The sequence below is a fragment of the Zongyangia acetica genome (genome assembly GCF_038739695.1).
In the GTDB taxonomy this organism is placed as follows: domain Bacteria; phylum Bacillota; class Clostridia; order Oscillospirales; family Ruminococcaceae; genus Zongyangia; species Zongyangia gallinarum.
In genome coordinates this window covers 1-19,511 of sequence record NZ_JBBEWN010000021.1, presented here as the reverse complement: position 1 = coordinate 19,511, position 19,511 = coordinate 1, and the positions used below count along the sequence as shown (strand labels likewise).

18 protein-coding genes, 5 tRNA genes, 1 pseudogene and 1 riboswitch are annotated in these 19,511 nt (G+C 50.1%); of the genes and pseudogenes, 12 read left to right on the top strand and 12 right to left on the bottom strand.

All coding sequences use genetic code 11. The annotated features are described in order from the left end of the window. Positions 1-54 precede the first annotated feature (54 nt). From WGC32_RS13960 to WGC32_RS13945, 4 genes are all read right to left on the bottom strand, one after another. Complete coding sequence (locus WGC32_RS13960; RefSeq protein ID WP_342682770.1) at positions 55-1,152, bottom strand: hypothetical protein; 1,098 nt, start codon at positions 1,150-1,152, stop codon at positions 55-57. Between the two features lie 333 nt (positions 1,153-1,485). Further along, positions 1,486-2,550 carry a hypothetical protein gene (locus WGC32_RS13955; RefSeq protein ID WP_342682768.1) on the bottom strand — a complete coding sequence of 355 codons (1,065 nt, stop codon included), beginning with the start codon at positions 2,548-2,550 and terminating at the stop codon, positions 1,486-1,488. 246 nt (positions 2,551-2,796) lie between these two features. Continuing rightward, positions 2,797-3,951 (bottom strand): LPXTG cell wall anchor domain-containing protein, encoded by a 1,155-nt coding sequence (locus WGC32_RS13950; RefSeq protein WP_342682766.1) that lies wholly within the window; start codon positions 3,949-3,951, stop codon positions 2,797-2,799. Positions 3,952-4,103: 152 nt separating this feature from the next. Beyond that, positions 4,104-4,424 (bottom strand): hypothetical protein, encoded by a 321-nt coding sequence (locus WGC32_RS13945; RefSeq protein ID WP_342682764.1) that lies wholly within the window; start codon positions 4,422-4,424, stop codon positions 4,104-4,106. A 33-nt stretch (positions 4,425-4,457) separates the two neighbouring features. On the opposite strand from WGC32_RS13945, the gene WGC32_RS13940 reads away from it, so the two are divergent. Both WGC32_RS13940 and WGC32_RS13935 read left to right on the top strand, forming a co-directional pair. Continuing rightward, a complete protein-coding gene (locus WGC32_RS13940) occupies positions 4,458-5,648 on the top strand; it encodes a cation diffusion facilitator family transporter (RefSeq protein ID WP_342682763.1) in 1,191 nt (396 codons plus the stop codon). Further along, the gene (locus WGC32_RS13935) at positions 5,648-6,259 is read left to right on the top strand and encodes a pentapeptide repeat-containing protein (protein ID WP_342682761.1); all 612 of its coding nucleotides are present in this window, start codon (positions 5,648-5,650) and stop codon (positions 6,257-6,259) included. The genes WGC32_RS13940 and WGC32_RS13935 overlap by 1 nt, the downstream gene beginning before the upstream one ends. A 46-nt stretch (positions 6,260-6,305) precedes the next feature. On the opposite strand, the gene WGC32_RS13930 is transcribed toward WGC32_RS13935, so the two are convergent. Continuing rightward, positions 6,306-7,241: a polysaccharide deacetylase family protein gene (locus WGC32_RS13930; RefSeq protein WP_342682760.1), complete on the bottom strand. Its 936-nt coding sequence runs from the start codon at positions 7,239-7,241 to the stop codon at positions 6,306-6,308. Positions 7,242-7,494: 253 nt separating this feature from the next. After that, positions 7,495-7,601: riboswitch (TPP riboswitch) on the top strand. 119 nt (positions 7,602-7,720) lie between these two features. Here WGC32_RS13930 and thiS point away from each other — a divergent pair. The 5 genes from thiS to WGC32_RS13905 are packed head-to-tail and all read left to right on the top strand — an operon-like array spanning position 7,721 to position 11,304. Continuing rightward, a complete protein-coding gene (gene thiS, locus WGC32_RS13925; protein WP_342682758.1) occupies positions 7,721-7,915 on the top strand; it encodes a sulfur carrier protein ThiS in 195 nt (64 codons plus the stop codon). 4 nt (positions 7,916-7,919) lie between these two features. Next, entirely contained in the window at positions 7,920-8,726 is an 807-nt protein-coding gene (thiF, locus tag WGC32_RS13920; protein ID WP_342682756.1) for a sulfur carrier protein ThiS adenylyltransferase ThiF, read from the top strand. Between the two features lie 39 nt (positions 8,727-8,765). Next, complete coding sequence (locus WGC32_RS13915; protein WP_342682754.1) at positions 8,766-9,533, top strand: thiazole synthase; 768 nt, start codon at positions 8,766-8,768, stop codon at positions 9,531-9,533. Between the two features lie 11 nt (positions 9,534-9,544). After that, complete coding sequence (thiH, locus tag WGC32_RS13910; RefSeq protein ID WP_342682752.1) at positions 9,545-10,693, top strand: 2-iminoacetate synthase ThiH; 1,149 nt, start codon at positions 9,545-9,547, stop codon at positions 10,691-10,693. Continuing rightward, the gene (locus WGC32_RS13905) at positions 10,693-11,304 is read left to right on the top strand and encodes a thiamine phosphate synthase (RefSeq protein ID WP_342682750.1); all 612 of its coding nucleotides are present in this window, start codon (positions 10,693-10,695) and stop codon (positions 11,302-11,304) included. The genes thiH and WGC32_RS13905 overlap by 1 nt, the downstream gene beginning before the upstream one ends. Positions 11,305-11,362: 58 nt before the next feature. On the opposite strand, the gene WGC32_RS13900 is transcribed toward WGC32_RS13905, so the two are convergent. Beyond that, positions 11,363-13,981, bottom strand: coding sequence for a calcium-translocating P-type ATPase, PMCA-type (locus WGC32_RS13900; RefSeq protein ID WP_342682748.1), 2,619 nt, complete (start codon positions 13,979-13,981; stop codon positions 11,363-11,365). A 207-nt stretch (positions 13,982-14,188) separates the two neighbouring features. On the opposite strand from WGC32_RS13900, the gene WGC32_RS13895 reads away from it, so the two are divergent. From WGC32_RS13895 to WGC32_RS13885, 3 genes are read left to right on the top strand one after another with little or no spacing between them, the layout of a single operon-like run. Next, complete coding sequence (locus WGC32_RS13895; protein WP_342682746.1) at positions 14,189-14,485, top strand: DUF3795 domain-containing protein; 297 nt, start codon at positions 14,189-14,191, stop codon at positions 14,483-14,485. Between the two features lie 53 nt (positions 14,486-14,538). Next, positions 14,539-16,452: an NAD(+) synthase gene (locus WGC32_RS13890; protein WP_342682744.1), complete on the top strand. Its 1,914-nt coding sequence runs from the start codon at positions 14,539-14,541 to the stop codon at positions 16,450-16,452. Between the two features lie 26 nt (positions 16,453-16,478). Next, positions 16,479-16,730 carry a kinase to dihydroxyacetone kinase gene (locus WGC32_RS13885; protein WP_342682742.1) on the top strand — a complete coding sequence of 84 codons (252 nt, stop codon included), beginning with the start codon at positions 16,479-16,481 and terminating at the stop codon, positions 16,728-16,730. A gap of 83 nt (positions 16,731-16,813) precedes the next feature. Here WGC32_RS13885 and WGC32_RS13880 read toward each other — a convergent pair whose 3' ends face one another. After that, positions 16,814-17,821 (bottom strand): YeiH family protein, encoded by a 1,008-nt coding sequence (locus WGC32_RS13880; RefSeq protein ID WP_342682740.1) that lies wholly within the window; start codon positions 17,819-17,821, stop codon positions 16,814-16,816. A 71-nt stretch (positions 17,822-17,892) separates the two neighbouring features. Between WGC32_RS13880 and WGC32_RS13875 the strand changes: the two are divergent. Further along, positions 17,893-18,123: pseudogene (locus tag WGC32_RS13875) on the top strand (helix-turn-helix domain-containing protein); the annotation flags it as partial. A gap of 15 nt (positions 18,124-18,138) precedes the next feature. After that, positions 18,139-18,858 carry a LysR substrate-binding domain-containing protein gene (locus WGC32_RS13870; RefSeq protein ID WP_342682791.1) on the top strand — a complete coding sequence of 240 codons (720 nt, stop codon included), beginning with the start codon at positions 18,139-18,141 and terminating at the stop codon, positions 18,856-18,858. 135 nt (positions 18,859-18,993) lie between these two features. Here WGC32_RS13870 and WGC32_RS13865 read toward each other — a convergent pair. The 5 genes from WGC32_RS13865 to WGC32_RS13845 all read right to left on the bottom strand — a co-directional run bounded on the left by WGC32_RS13865 (position 18,994) and on the right by WGC32_RS13845 (position 19,469). Then, positions 18,994-19,069, bottom strand: a tRNA-Thr gene (locus WGC32_RS13865). A gap of 3 nt (positions 19,070-19,072) precedes the next feature. Continuing rightward, a tRNA-Asp gene (locus WGC32_RS13860) sits at positions 19,073-19,149 on the bottom strand. A gap of 4 nt (positions 19,150-19,153) precedes the next feature. After that, positions 19,154-19,229, bottom strand: a tRNA-Trp gene (locus tag WGC32_RS13855). Positions 19,230-19,259: 30 nt separating this feature from the next. Continuing rightward, positions 19,260-19,336 (bottom strand) — tRNA-Ile (locus WGC32_RS13850). Positions 19,337-19,393: 57 nt separating this feature from the next. Next, positions 19,394-19,469: transfer RNA gene (locus WGC32_RS13845), tRNA-Asn, on the bottom strand. Positions 19,470-19,511 lie beyond the last annotated feature (42 nt).

Here is a 19,511-nt window from a genome sequence, read left to right as displayed (position 1 = left end):
AAAAATATGGGAAGGCCAAAGGTCTTCCCATATTTTTTGTTATTTTTTATCCAATTATTTTTTCATTGCTACAAATCCAGCCGCTGTTGCAACGACCGCACCTGCAACTGCCAGACCAATTAAATCATTGGCGCCGGTACCTGGGTTGTTTTTGTTAGAAGTTGTGGTACCTGCATTGCCACTATTGTTAGTAGTAGTGGTGGTGGTAGTAGGAGTTGTGGTAGAAGCGCTGTCTGTCAGAGGCGCTGCAGAGATTACCAAGCTACCCAATTTGTTGGTCTTAAAGGTAACGACATCTCTTGCCGCATCATACTTGGCATTGTCAGTCACCAAAACCAGCTTGTCGCCTTCAATTCTGTAGACATAGGCTTTATTGGTTGTATGTGTAGAAGAGTACTCGGTGCACTCCATCTCTACGCCAATCTCTACAGGGAGGTCATTCTTGTCCTTGAAATCCAGGAAGCCCAGAATCTTATCCGCGCCATATTTTTCTACCAATTTGTCAATCTTTTCGGTGGAGGCACGGAAGTTCAGTGCATTGCTGATCCCAGTACCTACATTCAAAGTGTATCCGCTATAGGGGAATGCAAAAGTCTCGCCGGATTTGATTGCTTTAAAGGCTTCCGCGGAAACGACATAACGGCCCTGGGTAGCTACTTCAAAGTCGCCATCAATTCTTGCTTTGTTGATATCGTTCTCATCGATAATGCCAGTATCTTTCACAATTAAAGTCAAATCGCCGACATATTTGTTTCCCGCAGCGTCTTTACCCTCTACATGGAGAACCATGTCATAGTCTTTGACCGCCGCGATGTCTTTGGTCTTCATCTGAACCATCCACACATTGGTGGGATTGTTACCCTCGTCATCGAAGAAAAATGCCGGGGTATAAACAGTGGTAGAACCTTGAGTTACCTGGGCTTTAGTGATCTCGATGTTGCTGTCAGCCTGATCATTTGCATAGGGGATAACATAGAAGGTGTCTCCCGCTACGTAAGCGATATTGCCGCCTGCATTCACATCAATGGTTTTGCCATCGCTGCCCAGAATGCTAAAGTGATGGATGTCATAATCGACATCGATACCAAAGGCTACAGAAGCCATGCCGAAACACATGACAACTGCCAGCATCAGTGCCAATACTTTTTTCATTGTTGTGTTCCTCCTAGCTTACATAAATTTACGGAAGGGATTTCCTTTCCACATCTCTTATTATAACCATTTATTTTTCGAAGATTTAATCAATTTAAAGATATCCTGTAACCTTTTTGTAAACAGTAAGTCGAAATTTAGCAATCTTTTGTTTCCATTTCATTTTAAAAATTTTGGATCCACAACAATAAAAAGGAACCGCTTCATCTATTGTTCAAGTAACAGAATCATTATATCCTTATATTATGCACTGATTCATTTTTCAAGGTGCACAAAAAAGGGAGTACCATTAGGTACTCCCTTTTTCTATCGACAGAATCTATCTTCCGTCAATTATTTTTTCAGTGCTACGAAGCCAGCTGCCATTGCTACTACTGCGCCTGCAACTGCCAGGCCGATGACGTCGTTTGCGCCAGTGCCGGGGTTGTCTTTGCTCTCAGTGGTGGTAGCAGGTGCATCAGTCAGAGGCTCTGCAGAGATAACCAGTGTGCCCAGCTTGTTGGTGCTGAAGGACACTACGTCTCTTGCTGCATCATAAACGCCTTTGTCGGTGATCAGAACCAGCTTGTCGCCTTCAATTCTGTAGACATAAGCCTGGTTGGTGATATGAGTGGAAGAGTACTCAGTGCACTCCATCTCTACGCCGATCTCTACAGGCAGCTCGTTCTTATCTTTGAAGTCGATTACGCCCAGGACTTTGTCCTCGCCGTATCTCTCAACGATAGCATCGATCTTCTCGATGGAAGCGCGGAAGTTCAGAGCATTTTTAATGCCAGCGCCGACTTTCAGGCTGTAGCCGTAGTAGGGGAATTTGAAGGTCTCGCCGGATTTGATGGCTTTGAATGCGTCAGCGGAAACTACATATTTGTAGTAGCCACCCTCGTCATTAGTCCAAGTGTCGACCTCGAAGTCGCCATCGATTCTTCCTTTGTTGATGTCGTTCTCGTCGATAACGCCGGTGTCTTTAACAACCAGAGTCAGATCGCCTTCATAAGCGTTGCCAGCGGCGTCTTTACCCTCAACATGCAGAACCATGTCATAATCTTTGACAGCTGCGATGTCCTGAGTCTTCATCTGAACCATCCAAACGTTGGTGGGGTTGTTGCCCTCATCATCGAAGAAGAAAGCCGGGGTGTAAACAGTGGTGGAACCCTGGGTTACTTCAGCTTTGGTGATCTCGATGTTGCTGCCACCATCTGCAGCTGCGTAGGGGATGACATAGAAAGTGTCGCCTGCTACGTAAGCGACATTGCCGCCCGCTTCCACATCAATGGGTTGACCATTGCTGCCCAGGATGGTGAAGTGATGGATGTCACGATCAACGTCGATTGCGAAAGCGACAGAAGCCATGCCGATGCACATAACAACGGCAAGAATGAGTGCTAATGCCTTTTTCATTGGTGTTTCCTCCTAAAATTTTCTTTCTTTTTTGACAAGGTCTCCCTTGTCTGACTCTTATTATATCACCCGGCTTCTAAATTGCAATACTTTTTTTTAACTTTTTCTATTTTTCTGTAACTTTTCTGTAATCTCTAAAAAAAGCCGCTATTTTTTTAGCGAAATAGACAAAGCTTGTACGGTAAAATTAAAAAGGAGTACCATGTGGTACTCCTTTTTAATTACAATGCCTGTTCCTTCGTCAGACTATTTTTTCAGTGCTACAAAACCAGCGGCGGCAGCGACGATAGCGCCGGTCACGGCCAGTCCGATGACATCGTTCGCGCCGGTGCTGGGGTTCTCCTTGTCGCCAGTGGTGCCGTTGGAACCCTGATCGCCGGAGTTGATAGCGCCCTCGATCTCGTTAGCGGAGATCACAAATGCGCCCAGACGGTCGGTCTCGAAGGAGACAAACTCTCTTGCCTCGTCATAAGTAGCGTTGTCGCTTACCAGAACCAGGTCCTCGCCCTCAATTCTGTAAACATAAGCCTTGTTGCCAGTGTGGGTAGAGCTAAACTCGGTTGCCTCTACATCGATTTTCAGGGTCTGGGGCTGCTTGTTCTGATCGGCAAAGGCCAGAAGCGCAAGAATGTTGTCCTCGCCGTATTTCTCAGCAACCTTGTCAATGGACTCATGCTGCGCGCGGAAGTTGAGGGTCTCCTCAACGCCAGCGCCTACAGTTACCTTGTAACCATCATAGGGGAAGACAAACTCCTCGCCCTCTTTGATTGCCTGGAATGCCAGGTAGGAAACAACATATCTGCCGTTGGTGTCAACAACATTGTTGTTATTCAGTCTTGCGTAATCGATGTCAGAAGCACCGATCATGTCGCTGTCCTGCACAGTGAAGGTGAAGCTATCCTCAAACAGGGTGGTTTTGGTCTCACCAGTGCCAGAACCGGTGGAGTCAGGGGTAAAGGAAGTGCTCTCAGCGGTAACTACTACCTTTACATCGTAGCCCTTAACAGCGGCCAGGTCTTCCGGGCGGATCTGGATGATCCAGTTGTTCTTAGGATTGTTTCCCTTATCATCGTAATAGTAAGCAGCCTGGATGGTGGTGCTGCCGCTTACGATGGAGACATCGGTGATCTCGGTCTCGGTCCACGGGCCGCTCTTGTCCTCGGCGGTTGCGGGGAACTGGAACGCGTTAACTGCGCCCTCGGATTTAGGCAGGACATAAAAGTCATCACTGTTAACATAGACCGGGCTGGGGGGTGTATCCATCTCGGTGGTATAATTGTCGCCGTTCTCATTGGTCAAATATTTGAAGACGATACCCTCTTTGATGTCGATTGCGAAAGAAGCGGCTGCCAGGCTAAAGCACATAACCAAGGCCAGCACAAGAGACAATACTCTTTTCATTCTTTTTCCTCCTGGAATTTGATTTATTTTCGAGCTCTTGTTTGCCCGATGACGCTATTATAGACGGCATTCGCTATATTTGCAATACTATTTTCTTTTATTTGTCATTTATTTGTTACTATTTGTCGATTATTTAATTTTTTTGACAGAGCTCACAAAAAAATTGGTTTTGTTTTCTTCCTTTTCCAAATTTTTATTGCATTTTTATTATATAATGGCAACAAAATGGATAAATATCTCTGTTTTTTTCCACACGATTCCAACAGGCAGAGATTTTCCAGATATTGCGTGTGTTTCTTTGTATTTTTCGCTGAAAACTTGGCTTTTTTCAAAGATCCTTTTGCAAATCCCTTGTTGAAGCTCTGCATCAATGTTAAAATAAAGAATACGCGTTTTGCACCCCTCCCCCTACAAACACGGCTGGATAGTGCAACGCTGCTTTCTTTATATATAGTAAAGAAACTTGATGCCATTTTAACTACATTTCTCTGATGGGAGAGAATCTGATGACTGATTTCATTATTCAAAAATTTATTAAAAATTATCAGGATACTGGAAATCCCGCTGTACGGGAAAACTACGGCAAACTGGCCGGAGCGATTGGCATTGTCTCGAATCTGTTTTTATTTGCTATTAAAATTGTTGCCGGTCTCTTATTCCGGAGTATCGCTGTGGTTGCCGATGCCGTCAATAACCTGTCCGATGCCGGTTCTTCCATCATCACCCTGGTAGGTTTTAAACTTTCCGGAAAGCCAGCTGACAAAAAACATCCTTACGGCCATGCCCGGATGGAATATATCACTGGGATGATTGTTTCCTTTGTTATTATCTTTCTGGGCTTCCAGCTGATCTCTTCTTCCTTCTCCAAGGTGATACACCCGGAAGAGGAGACCTTTAGTTGGTTGACGATTGTTGTTCTGCTTATCTCTATTGGCGTCAAGTTGTGGCAGGGTTTATTTAACCGGCAGGTGGGCAAGCGCATCCGTTCAGAGGCTCTGCAGGCTACGGCGGCAGACAGTTTAAACGACGTCTATTCCACCTCTGCCGTACTCATCGGTTCTCTTCTTGCCCATTTCACCGGTTGGCAATTGGATGGGTATCTGGGCATCCTGGTAGCCGCCTTCATTATCTTCTCCGGCATACGCCTGGTCATTGAAACCGCCAACCCCCTGCTGGGCATGGCGCCCGATAAGGAATTGGTAGAAAGAATCCACCATACCATCCTCAGCTATGACGGTGTCATCGGTATCCACGATCTGGTCATCCACAATTACGGTCCTGACCGCTGTTTTGCCTCGGTGCATGTAGAGGTACCGGCCAGCCAGGATATCCTGGTCAGCCACGACATCATCGACAACATTGAGCACGATTTTATGAATAACTTTCACATCCACCTGGTAATCCACCTAGATCCCATCGTCACCGACGATGCCCGGATTAACCAGTTACGGGATCAGTTGGAGCAGATTTTGAAGGACGTCTCCCCTCAAATTTCCATGCATGATTTTCGTGTGGTCTTTGGCTCCACCCATTCCAATTTGATCTTTGACGTATCCGTCCCCATAGACTTCCCGACGTCCGATAAAGAATTGTGCCACCTCATTTCCTGCCGTGTCAAAGAAATTGGGCGCCAGTATTACACTGTTATTACGGTGGATCGTGACTACACCTCTACCATGAATGAGGAGCAAAATTAATGGAGCATTCCTTTCCAGAATATGCGACATTCGAAGGCAAGAAATTTCAGGGCACAGACTTTGCTGACCAGCAGTTGCATCATGTTTCCTTTACCCGCTGTAGCTTCCGGGGCATGGACATGGCGGCACTGGTTACCAAAGGATGTACCTTCCACTACTGTGACTTTACCTTTGCAAGGCTCAACGAATCCCACCATCAATATACCGCCTTCGCCGGCTGTACTTTTTCCGGCTGCAGCCTTTTTGGCGCCACCTTGATCCAGTGTAAATGTATCGGCTCCACCTTTTCCGGCGCCGTGTTCACCGGTATCGAAATCCAAGGCGGCAATTTCTCGGACTGTTACCTGGCCGACAGTGACCTGCGAGGCCTTTGCCTGGATAATATCAATTTCAGCGGAGCCAACCTCCAAAACTGTAACCTAGAAAAGGCAAAGATGCGAAACTGTAATTTTACCCGGGCCCAATTGGCTGGGGCCAATCTGAAGAAAGCGGATATTCAGGGAGCGCTCATTGACGGTGTGGACATGCGTCAAGTGAAGATGCAGGATACCCTCATCGACGTGCCCCAGGCAATCCTCATCGCTCACTGTTTGGGCTGTAAACTAGGCTAACCAAAAAGCCAGCCGGAATGATTCCGGCTGGCTTTTATTTTTTGCATTAGCCAATTCTTTCATAGGGAAAGACAATGGGCTGTACCTCATTAGTCAAAGGTGCGAAAGTGTAACCCTGGCTTTTGAGGGTATCGATGACCTGGGGCAAAACGGCAATGGTGTCAGCCTTGTCCCCGCTGTCGTGGAGTAAGATGATACATCTATTTTTATCTTTCGCGCCACAGATAATGCTGTCATGGATCGACTGTTTTGTCGCCTTTTTGCTGGCGTCCTGGGCGGATACGTTCCAATCAAAATAGGTAAATCCCCGGCGGATCATCTCCCCAATAATCATATGGTAATTATCCATATTAAAAGCGTTGATACTGCCACCGGCAAAGCGGAAAATTTTAGGCTTCACCCCTGTGTATCCCTCAATCAACCGGAATTCCTTATCAAAATCCTCCAAAAAGGTATCCACCGTCTGATAGATCTGCCGGTAGTCGTGGCTGTAGGTATGCACTCCGATGGCATGGCCTTCGCTGACAATCCTCTGCATCCGTTCTTTGGCCTGCTCTCCTTCCTGTCCCGTGACAAAAAAGGTGGCCTTCACCTGTTTTTCTTTTAAAATATCCAAGACCTGGGGCGTCAGAGGAGAGGGGCCATCGTCAAAAGTCAAATATACTGTTTTTTCGGCTACTTCCCGCTTGGTAGGCGGTTCTACATATAAATTGGGAAACAGAGACGCATAGTCCAGAATTTCCGGTTCCCAATCCGCAGCAGTGCTTTCCACTTCTCGAGGAGGCGTATCCTGTGGCTTATCCTCCTGTTGCTGAAGGGCTGTTTCTTCCTCCAGACGGTTGCTTAGCGCCTGGAGTTTCTTCTGATATCCCGACCGGGTAATCAAAAGGGCGGTGGTAAAAGAACAAGAGAGGAGCAACACCAAAATCAGAAGAAGCTGGCTGGTTCTCCGATAAAATTTTGTGGTTGGATGTTTAAGCATAAGGTTTCTCCGCTTTTTATTGTTTTTCTAATTTTTATTTGATTTTCAAACATTTTAACACATGAAACTTTTACCAACAACTATTCCTTCCATTTATTCAAAGAAAAAATACAGTTTATCCAAGATTCATCTTATATTTCTCTTTTTCAACTTCAGAGATACAAAGCCGTCTATTTTCCCTACGGAAACTATTGACACCGACAAAAACTGCGCTATACTAAAAAGGTAAGATCCTTGGAAAAAATCAATAGTTGCAGAAGAACTGGGGAGCCAATGAAATTGGCTGAGAGTGAGGTGTGTCCTCTTACCCATGGAACCTGTACGGTTAATACCGGCGTAGGGAGTTTCGTATTTATATTTGCAAACAGAAGCCAAACCTACCGTATCCGGTGGGCTTGGCTTTTTTCTTTGCCCGCTCCCGCTTTTGATTCTGTGGCTCTGTCCAGGATTCTTGATTTTACAAAGGAGATGAGACGCAAATGAAGGTCAATGGCAAACAGGTAGCACTGCCAAAAGAGATGTCCCTGTTGGCATTCCTGCAGGAGCAGGGATATCCCACCGACAAGGTAGCGGTAGAGCGCAATGGCCAGATTGTCCCCAAAGCCCAGTTTTCCTCTGTTACCCTGATGGATTCTGACCAGGTGGAAATTGTCAGCTTTGTAGGCGGAGGCTGATCCCATGGAGATCTCACTTAACGGAAAAAAGCTGCTGCTCTCCTCCCCCCTTTCCCTCCGCGCGCTGCAGGAGCAGTACTGTCCGGACGCCGACGTATTCATTTATAACGGTTTTCAAACGGATGAGGATCTCCCCCTTCAAGATGGCGACACTGTCGTTCTGATCCGCCGGGGGGAGCTGCCCTCAGAAGAGCAGCTGGAAAGTATGATGGCTGCCCGCCATACCCCCTTTGTCCATGAGCGGGTCAAAAAGGCCAAGGTGGGCATCGCGGGGCTGGGAGGCCTTGGCTCCAACATTGCGGTCATGCTGGCCCGCACTGGCATAGGAGAGCTGGTGCTGGCCGACTTTGACCTGGTGGAGCCCAGCAACCTCAACCGCCAGCACTATTTTATTTCCCATCTAGGCCAGTACAAAACCCAGGCGCTGCAGGAACAAATCCGCCAGATCAACCCCTTTATCCAGGTAAAAACCCACACCGTACGCCTTACCGCTCAAAACGCGGCGGAAATTTTTTCTGGCTGCCAGGTGATCTGTGAGGCCTTGGACCGGCCGCAATCCAAGGCGGAGCTGGTGGCTGCGGTGCTGGAAGGGCTGCCTCAGGCCAAGGTGGTAGCTGCCTCCGGGATGGCCGGCTACGGCAGCGCCAATGAGATCGAAACCCGGCGGAAGCTTTCCCGGCTCTACCTCTGTGGTGATCTTGTCAGCGAAGCCCAGCCGGGACAAGGACTCATGGCCCCTCGGGTGTCAGTCTGTGCCGGCCATCAAGCCAACATGGTTCTCCGGCTATTGCTGGGGATGGATGAACCATAACCTGTGTATATCCGCATTTCAAACAAAGGAGCGAACAATATGAAAGACATTTTAAAAATCGGGCCCCGGGAATTTCATTCCCGCTTTTTCCTGGGCACCGGTAAATTCTCTTTGGATAAAACTGCCGCAGCCATCGAGGCCAGCGGCACCGAAATGGTCACTCTCGCCCTGCGCCGGGCCAATTTAGGCGGTGAGGGCAACATCCTCGATTACATTCCCAAAACGGTGACCCTGCTGCCCAACACCTCCGGCGCCCGCAACGCCGAGGAGGCGGTTCGTATTGCCCGGCTGGCCCGGGAACTGGGCTGTGGCGACTTTATCAAAATTGAGGTCATCCGGGACAGCAAGTACCTGATGCCGGATAACTATGAGACCATCAAGGCAACCGAAATCCTGGCCAAAGAGGGATTTGTTGTACTGCCCTACATCAGTCCTGACCTGATGGCGGCACGGGATCTTGTCAACGCCGGAGCTGCTGCCATCATGCCCCTTGCTGCCCCTATCGGCAGCAATAAGGGCCTCATCACCCGGGATTTCGTCAAGATGCTCATCGATGAAATTGACCTTCCCATCGTAGTGGACGCTGGTATTGGACGCCCCTCCCATGCCTGTGAGGCCATGGAGCTGGGCGCTGACGCCGTACTGGCTAACACCGCTGTGGCTACCGCTCGGGATGTAGTGGCAATGGCTCATGCCTTTAAGCTGGCAGTAGAAGCGGGACGGGAAGGCTATCTCGCCGGTCCCGGCCGGGTGCTGGAATATGAGGGAGAAGCCTCCTCTCCCCTCACCGGATTTCTGCAGGACTAGGGGGCTTTTTCATGAGTACGATCAATGTAGAAAAACTCAAAGTCAATCTGGAGCGGCCGCTGATGGACACTGTACTGGAGGCCTATGATGCTGTCGATTTTTCCGCTTATACCGGCGACGATGTTCTCCGGGCCCTGGAAAAGGACAGCATTTCCTTAGAGGACTATGCGGCGCTCCTCTCCCCGGCGGCCCAGCCCTACCTGGAGCAGATGGCACAGCGCGCCAAACAGGAAACCGCCTGCCACTTCGGCAATACTGCCGGGCTCTATACTCCTCTCTATATCGCCAACTACTGTGTCAACCACTGTACTTACTGCGGATTTAACTGTACCAATAAAATCCACCGGGGAAAGCTCACCTATGATGAAATTGACACCGAGCTGCGCAACATCGCCAAAACCGGGCTGAGAGAGATTCTCATCCTCACCGGGGAATCCCGGTACCACTCGGATGTGGAATATATCGGTCACGCCTGTGAAATTGCCAAAAAGTACTTTACGACCATTGGCATCGAGGTCTATCCCATGGACACAGACGAGTATGCCTATATCCAGCAGTGCGGCGCTGATTTTGTCAGTGTTTACCAGGAGACCTATGACCGCGTCCGCTATAAAGAGGTTCATCTGGCTGGGCCAAAAGCTGATTTCGCTTACCGTTTCAACGCCCAAGAGCGGGCACTGCTCGGCGGTATGCGCGGAGTCGGCGTCGGTGCCCTTTTGGGGCTGGGTAATTTCCGGAAAGATGCCTTTGCCGCTGGACTTCACGCCAGCCTGTTACAGAAAAAATATCCTCATGCGGAGGTTTCTTTCTCGGTTCCCCGTCTACGTCCTTACATTAATAACGCCGAAAACAACCCTAACGATGTCCATGAAACCCAGCTTTTGCAGATCATGCTCTCTTACCGGCTGCTGCTGCCTTTCGCCGGCATCAGCATTTCCACCCGGGAGCGGCCGGGATTCCGGGACAATGTCATCGGCATGTGCGCCACCAAAATCTCCGCCGGCAGTAAGGTGGGGGTAGGTGGCCATGACGAAGAGGCCAAGGGAGACGAGCAATTCGAAATCTCCGATCCCCGCGGGGTCGCAGAGGTAGAGCAGATGCTCTATGCCAAAGGGATGCAGCCGGTATACCGGGACTATATCCGGATGGAGCAGGCGTAATGGTCGTCGTTGTCACCAACCGGAAGCTGTGTCCCGGGGACTTTCTCTCCCACATTCATGAGCTTGCCCGTGCCAAACCGGGGCTGATCATCCTCAGAGAAAAGGATCTCCCAGAGGCCGAATACGAGATCCTTTGGAAACAGTGCCAGGATATCTGTTCTAACTATGAAGTTCCGGTGGCTGTCAATTCCCGGCTGGAAACAGCCCGGAGGCAGGGGGCTTCCCACCTTCACCTACCTTTGCACCTACTCCGTCAATATTCTGGAGAACTAGACGGATTTTCTCAGGTAGGGGCATCCGTCCACAGTGTGGAAGACGCTCTGGAGGCCCAAGCAATGGGAGCTTCTTATCTGGTCGCTGGACACATCTTCCCCACCAGCTGCAAAGAAGGGATCCCTCCCCGGGGCCTTTCTTTCCTCAAGGAGGTCTGCCAAGCGGTAAAGATCCCGGTCTATGCCATTGGCGGCATCAATCGGAACCATGTGCCGGAGATCCTGGCTCAGGGGGCTGGAGGGTTTTGCATCATGTCCGAACTGATGGAGTGTCCCGATCCTTATAGGCGGCTTTGTTCCTATCTTTCTTTTGATGTACAACCTTCTGATATAAACTGATAGGCGAACACGCCCGGCATGCTTTTGCATGCCGGGCGTGTTCATTGTCTTTCATGATCTATCGATGGCTGCGAATAAGGCCCAAAGCTTTACTCACTTCCAGAACTACCAGAGGAACCAACGACAGCCCCAACGCCTCCAGATAGAGGACGCCAGAAAGCTGAATCAGTCCAAAGGCTGTGGCCACCGGCGGGATAAACACCACAAAGGCCATCAGAAGCAGGGAAAGAAGGGCCGCTCCACCCAGATACTTGTTGGTAAAAAATCCAATTTTAAACAATGAATGATGGGATCTCATATTAAAGGAATGCACCACCTGGGACAGGGCCAGGACAATAAAGGCCATGGTGCGTCCTCCCTCGATGACGCCGGTGGTAGAGATACCGATCCAGAAGGCGACGAGGGAAAGAAGGGCGAACAATGCGCCCTGCAACACAATGCGCACACCCAGCCCATGGGCGAAGATCCCTTCCTCTTTGGGTTTCGGCGGATGCTCCATTACATCTGATTCTACCGGCTCCATTCCCAACGCGATGGCGGGGAGACTGTCCGTCACCAGGTTGATCCACAACAGCTGCATAGAGAGCAGGGGGGATTGCCGCCACACCAGCATGGCCACAAATACGGTGAGTACTTCCCCGATATTGGTACCCAGCAGGAAAGCCACAACCTTTTTGACATTCTCATAGACGCCTCGGCCTTCCCTGACCGCGTCTACAATGGTGGCAAAATTATCGTCCGTCAGGGTCATATCCGCAGCGCCCTTTGCCACATCGGTACCGGTAATTCCCATGGCGCAGCCTATATCGGCCGCCTTGAGGGCAGGGGCGTCGTTGACGCCGTCTCCCGTCATGGAAACAACTTCTCCCTGGCGCTGCCATGCCTTGACAATACGGATCTTATCCTCTGGGGAAACCCGGGCATATACCGAAATGTGCCGTACCCGCTCCTGCAGCTGTTCTTCACTCATGGCCGCAAGTTCTGTCCCGGTGATGGCGTCATCCCCTTCCAGCTGGATGCCCAGATCCCGGGCGATGGCGGAAGCTGTCACCACATGGTCGCCGGTAATCATCACCGGCTTGATGCCGGCTTTCCGGCAGATCCGCACCGCCTCTCTGGCCTCGGGGCGAGGCGGGTCAATCATCCCCACCAATCCGACCAGGGTCAGCCCCTGCTCCAGCTCCTCACTGGTGGGGGCAGAGGGAACCTCGGGGATCTCTTTGACCGCTACAGCCAATACCCGCAAAGCCTCTCGGGACAGATCTTCTGTTACCTGACGGGCTCGCTCTATGTCTCCGGCGGTGCAGCGCATGGCCAGTACATCAAAAGCGCCCTTGACGATGACCACATTTTTCCCATCCATCCGGTTGACAGTGGTCATCAGTTTCCTGTCCGAATCAAAGGGAATTTCTGCGAGGCGCGGGAATTCTTCGTTGAGTTTCTCTTTGGGCATGCCGTTTTTATAGGCCGCCAGGATAATGGATGTCTCGGTAGGATCACCGATATGGATCTCCTTGCCATCCTCAAAAGAGACTGCGCCATCGCAGCAAAGAGCCCCATACCGCAGCAGAGCCCGAATGCTTTCCCCATTGTGCTCTGAAATATCCTCCAAGGCGCCAGAAGCTGCGTCATATCCCTTGACCAGAGTCATGCGATTTTGGGTCAAGGTGCCGGTCTTATCTGAGCAGATGACCGAGGCGCTTCCCAAAGTTTCCACCGCGGGAAGGCGGCGGATGATGGCATTTTTCTTTACCATCCGCTGTACGCCGATGGAGAGGACAATGGTGACAATGGCGGGAAGTCCCTCCGGAATGGCGGATACTGCCAGGGAGACCGACGTCATAAAGATTTCCATCAGGGGGATGCCGTCGATGATACCCACCACAAAGATAATGGCGCATACGCCCAGGGCCAAAAATCCCAGATATTTGCCCAGCTTGGCAAGCTTCTGCTGTAACGGCGTCTGGGTCTCTTCTTCCCCTTCCAAAAGACCGGCAATTTTACCCATCTCTGTATCCATACCTGTGGCGGTAACCACTCCTTTGGCACGGCCATAGGTGACGGAACATCCGGAATACATCATATTGATTCGATCTCCCAGAGGCGCATTTTCCTCAACGGACGCCGCCGCATCCTTTTCCGCCGGAACAGATTCTCCGGTCAGAGCTGATTCCTCCGATTTCAGGCTGGCGGACTCCAGAAGCCTAGCGTCGGCAGGGATAAAATCTCCGGCCTCCACCAGGATGATGTCTCCCGGTACCACCTGAGAAGCATCGATGACCTGTTCCACGCCATCCCGAAGAACCCGTGCCCGGGGAGCCGACAGGCTTTTTAAGGCGTCCAAGGCCCGCTCTGCCTTATTTTCCTGGAAAACGCCTAAAATCGCGTTGAGGATCACAATCAGCAGGATGAGCAGCGGTTCAAAAAATTCCTTGGCGTCATGTCCGCCCAGCGCCACCACAAAAGAGACAACGGCGGCCGCAATCAGGATCAAGATCATGACATCCATAAACTGATCCAAAAAGCGCTGCAGCAGCGTTTTTTTCTTTTTGGCCTTCAGGACATTGGGGCCAAAGCGTTGGAGCCGCTCCTGGGCTTCCTCTTTAGAAAGTCCCTGTGCGGCATTAACCGATAGTTTTGTCAAAACTTCTTCTCTGCCTGCATGAAAAGGTGTCAACAGTCATCCCTCCAGATAAAAATGAAATATGCCTTTGGAGATATAGGATTTAGCATATTATATCATTTAAATCACATGATAGATAGTGTTATCTCGAAAATTTATGTATAAATTTCAAGGGAAATTGTGGTCAGAATGCTATAGGATCGGCCTGGCTTTTGTGGTATAATACCCCCAGAAGTATCAGCCTTGCCAAAGGGGGAAACCATGATGGAAAAAGTGGTCAGCAGTTGCGGCATCATCTGCAGCGATTGCATAGATTTTGGGCAGGCCTGCGCGGGATGCCGCTCCCTGAAAGGGCAGGTATCCTGGGCTTCCTATCTCGGTTTTCAAGTTTGCCCCCTTTACGATTGCTGCGTCAACAAAAAGGGACTTGCAGGTTGCGGCGGATGTAATGAGCTCCCCTGCCAGAAATTTTATGATATTCAGGATCCCAGCACAACACGGGAAGATCATCTGCAAGCCATCCGGGAGCGGGTAGCGCTTCTTAAGGAGCAACGCTGAGAATGAATGACAGAAAATCTTGATCAAATACAAAAAGAAAACGAGGATGTGCGATGAAAGACGGATTTATTAAGGTAGCAGTGGCCACTCCCCCTGTCAAGGTGGCCGACTGTGTATACAACGAGGAGCAAGCAGCCGCTATGATCAAGGAGGCTGACGGTCATCAGGTACAGCTTTTGGTCCTGCCGGAGTTGTATCTCACCGGTTACACCTGCGGAGACCTGTTCTTACAAGGGACCTTGTTAGAAGGTGCATTGCAGGCATTAAAAAAGGTGGTGGAAACATCACGGGAATCGGACATGTTGGTTGTTGTAGGCTTCCCCTTTTCCTTTGGTGGAAAACTCTATAACTGTGCGGCGGTCTGCCAGGACGGAGAAGTCTTAGGGCTCATCCCCAAATCCATTTTACCCAATTATGGTGAATTTTATGAGCGCCGCCAGTTTACTCCCGCTTTTGACGGCATAAAAGAAGCCTCCCTCTTTGGGAAAACAGTTCCCTTCGGAACCCGGATTCTGTTCTCCTGTCGGGAGATGCCGGAGTTTACCCTGGCGGTGGAAATTTGCGAAGATCTGTGGGCCTATAGCCCCCCCTCTATTGGACACGCGGCAGCTGGTGCCACCGTCATTGCCAATCTGTCCGCCAGCAACGAGACTGTAGGCAAAGACGCCTACCGCCGGAATCTGGTAGCTGGACAATCGGCACGGCTTGTCTGCGGCTATCTCTATGCCGATGCAGGTATGGGGGAATCCACCACCGACATGGTGTTCGCCGGACATGACCTGATCGCGGAAAACGGCGTCATTCTGGCTGAAAGCCGAAAGTTCACCACAGGTCTGACCATCAGCGAAATCGATGTTCAGCGTCTCTCCTTTGAGCGCCGCCGGTTTACCACTTTTCCTTCCTCTGCTGGTGAAGGCTACCTGCAAGTTCCCTTTTCTCTCGACATCCACCCCACCCAGCTGACCCGGCCGGTGAGCAGCCGCCCCTTTATTCCCGCCAACGAAACTGAGCGGGAAAGCTGTTGTGAGGATATCCTCTCCATCCAAGCCCACGGACTGCTCAAAAGGCTGGACCATTCCCGCGCGAAGACAGCTGTCGTAGGCGTCTCTGGCGGGCTGGATTCCGCCTTGGCCCTTTTGGTTGCCATTCGTGCAATGGATTTGGCCGGACGGCCCAGAACAGATATCGTGGCCGCTACCATGCCCTGTTTCGGTACTACGGCTCGAACCCGCGGCAATGCGGAGATCCTCTGCGAACAGCTGGGGGTGACCCTGCGCACCATCGACATCGCTGGCGCTGTGGACCGTCATTTTGCCGACATTGGTAAGAATCCAGAGGAACGGGATGTGACCTATGAAAATTCCCAGGCCAGGGAGCGGACGCAAGTGCTCATGGACATCGCCAACATGACCGGAGGCCTGGTGGTGGGCACCGGGGATTTGTCTGAACTCGCCCTGGGATGGGCCACCTATAATGGAGACCACATGTCTATGTACGGGGTCAACGCCTCCATTCCCAAGACTTTGGTTCGGCACCTGGTGCGGCATGAGGCCATGAACGCCGATGATCCCAGGCTGAGGGAAGTTCTCCTGGATATTCTGGAAACGCCGGTCAGCCCTGAGCTGCTCCCTGCCAAGGAAGGGGAGATTCAGCAGAAGACAGAGGACATTGTTGGCCCTTATGAGCTTCATGACTTCTTCCTGTATTATGGCATCCGGTGGGGTTTCTCCCCCAGAAAGGTGCTGCGGCTGGCTGTCTACGCCTTCCAGGGTGAATATGACCGTGAAACTATCCTCCATTGGCTAAAAACCTTCTATCGCCGCTTCTTTACCCAGCAATTCAAACGTTCCTGCCTCCCCGACGGGCCCAAAGTAGGATCTGTCTCCCTATCCCCCAGAGGGGATTGGCGGATGCCCAGCGATGCTGTGGCCGCCTTATGGCTGGATGAACTAGAACAGCTTCATTAAAGCTCATCATGTAAAGGAGAAGAAAAATGCTGGAATTTAAATATGATACCCAACTGCTCATCGAGGGGGAGAACCTGGATGAGGATGTGATCAACGACTACTTTCTGGAGCACTTCCAGGGAGATTGTTTGCTCGCAGTGGGCGATGAAAATCTGATCAAAATTCATTTTCATACCAATGAGCCCTGGCAGGTGCTTCAGTACTGCGCTTCTTTAGGGGAAATTTTTGATATTGTCATCGAGGATATGAATCGCCAGGCCAGAGGATTAAAAGGCTAAATCCTTCTATAAACTATAAAAGGAAGGCACTTCCCACAGGGAAGTGCCTTCCTTTTTGTTTATCCTCATACTTTGGGTCTTGATTACCAGATGCCCAGAGCCATCTGCATGCCGAGGCTGACCAGCGCAATGGCGATCCAGCAGCATAATCCTGTCAGGATGGGTTTCCCACCACTTTTGACCAGCTTGACAATATTGGTATTCAGCCCGATGGCCGCCATAGCCATGATGATAAAAAATTTACTCAGCTCCTTAAGCGGGCTTGTCACTGCCGCCGGCAATTGGAAGACAGTGGTGACCACCGAAGCCAGCACAAAGAAGAGGACGAAGAAGGGAAAAATCTTTTTTAACTGAATCCGTGTGCCCTCTTCTGTTTTTGCTTTGCGGGTGCCGATAAAGGCAAGCACCAATGTAATGGGGATAATGGCCAGGGTGCGGGTGAGCTTAACGATGGTTGCCGTGTCTAGCGTGTTGCTTCCATGGATGCCATCCCATGCGGTGGCCGCGGCTGTAACTGAGGAGGTATCGTTGATGGCCGTGCCAGCAAACAGGCCAAAGCCTGCGTCGGAGAGTCCCAGCATGCCGCCCAAGGTTGGAAAAATCAGCGCCGCCAGAATATTAAAGAGGAAGATGACCGAGATGGATTGGGCTACCTCCTCATCATCGGCATTGATGACAGGAGCAGTGGCGGCAATTGCCGAACCGCCACAGATGGAAGACCCTACTCCGATCAGGATCGCGCTATTTTTCTGTAAACGAAGGGCTTTATATAACACAAAAGCAACGACCAGAGACGTAGTGATGGTGGAAATAATGATGGGAAGCGATTGTTTGCCTTGATAGAGAATTTCTGTTAGGTTCATACCGAATCCAAGGAGAATCACCGCATATTGAAGGATCTTTTTTGAGGTAAAGGTGACGCCGCTGGCACACCACTCTTTATTCTTAAGCAGCAGCGTGATCACCATGCCGATGAGGATTGCAAATACAGGTCCGCCTACAACCGGCAGCCATTTTCCCAAAAGCCATGCCGGAATAGCAATGCCAAGGCAGAGTAAAATTCCTGGTGCGTATGTTTTAATGGTTTTCATGCTTGTCAAATCCTACCCCTCATGTTGTTATTGTCTGAAATCATTGTAGCAGAGTTTTCCAATAAAATAAAATGATTATTATTTATTTTTGCATAAATATATTTTATAATATTAAGGGGAGGGATTTTATGCTTGACTTTCGTATTCTCACTTTTTTAACCGTCTGCGAAACAATGCATTTTACTCGGGCCGCAGAACTATTACACATAACCCAGCCAGCGGTTTCACACCAGATTCACGCTCTGGAAGAACAATATGGCGCCCCCCTTTTTTCATGTGAAGGCAAAAAATTGCTGCTAACAGACGCAGGAAAACTTTTGAAAGAAACTGCACTGACCATGCGGCATGATGCTGATCTTCTCAAAGCTCGAATCAAACATCTCTGTGATGGCCAGGTAAGCCTTTCCTTTGGTGCCACCTTAACGGTAGGGGAATTTGCTATGCCGTCGCTTCTGGCACAGTATTTACAAAATCATCCGACGGTTCAGATACAGATGCAGGTAGCTGACACAGAGCAGTTGTTGGCCAAGCTAGACCGAGGGGAGATTGACTTTGCCATTGTAGAGGGCGCTTTTCCCCGAAACTCCTACGAATGCCTTCTTTTCACAAAGGAACGGTTTGTCCCAGTCTGTGGCCGCCATTATGTTTTCCAGCATTCTGTCCACACCATCCAGGACCTATTGGGAGAGCGGCTCCTGGTCCGGGAGTCTGGGTCTGGCACCCGTCATATCCTGGAACATTATCTGGAAAGTTATAATCTCTCCATCCAGGATTTCGCCCTTCAGGCAGAAATTAGCAACATTGCCGCATTAAAAAACCTAGCTGCCTTCAATTGTGGTATTACCTTTTTATATCAGGTTGCGGCTTGGGAGGAACTGGCTGCCGGTATTCTTCGGGAAATTCCTCTGGAAAATTTTGATATTCAGCACGATTTCTCTTTCATCTGGAGAAAAAATAGCTGCTATGGGGAGGATTATAAAAAAGTCTTCGAAGAATTCCACCGTTTATTTGTCGGAAATACCAGGGTCAATCCTTGAATAGTTCTCTCAAACCATATATGGATGTAAACCATATATAAGAAAAACTACTTCCATAGACATTTCCGTTGCCGGGAAATAAAAATTCAGACATAAAAAGAAAACCTTAGAATCATCACGATTCTAAGGTTTTCTTGGAGCTGCTAACCGGAATCGAACCGGTGACCTCATCCTTACCAAGGATGCGCTCTACCGACTGAGCCATAGCAGCATATGGCGACCCGGATGGGGCTCGAACCCACGACCTCTAGCGTGACAGGCTAGCGTTCTAACCAACTGAACTACCGGGCCAATATGGCAGGGGCAGAAGGCCTCGAACCCTCGGCACGCGGTTTTGGAGACCGCTGCTCTACCAACTGAGCTATGCCCCTAACTAAACATAAAATAGGTTCTCAACAAAATGGTGGGCCTTCAGGGATTCGAACCCGGGACCGACCGGTTATGAGCCGGTTGCTCTAACCAACTGAGCTAAAGGCCCACATAAAAACATTTGTAATGATTGCCACCATAATGTATGATGGCAATCATACAAAATTGGCTCCCCCTGTCTGGCTCGAACAGACGACCCTGCGGTTAACAGCCGCATGCTCTACCGACTGAGCTAAGGAGGAATATGAGAAGCCGGCACCGACCTATTTTCCCAGGCAGTCACC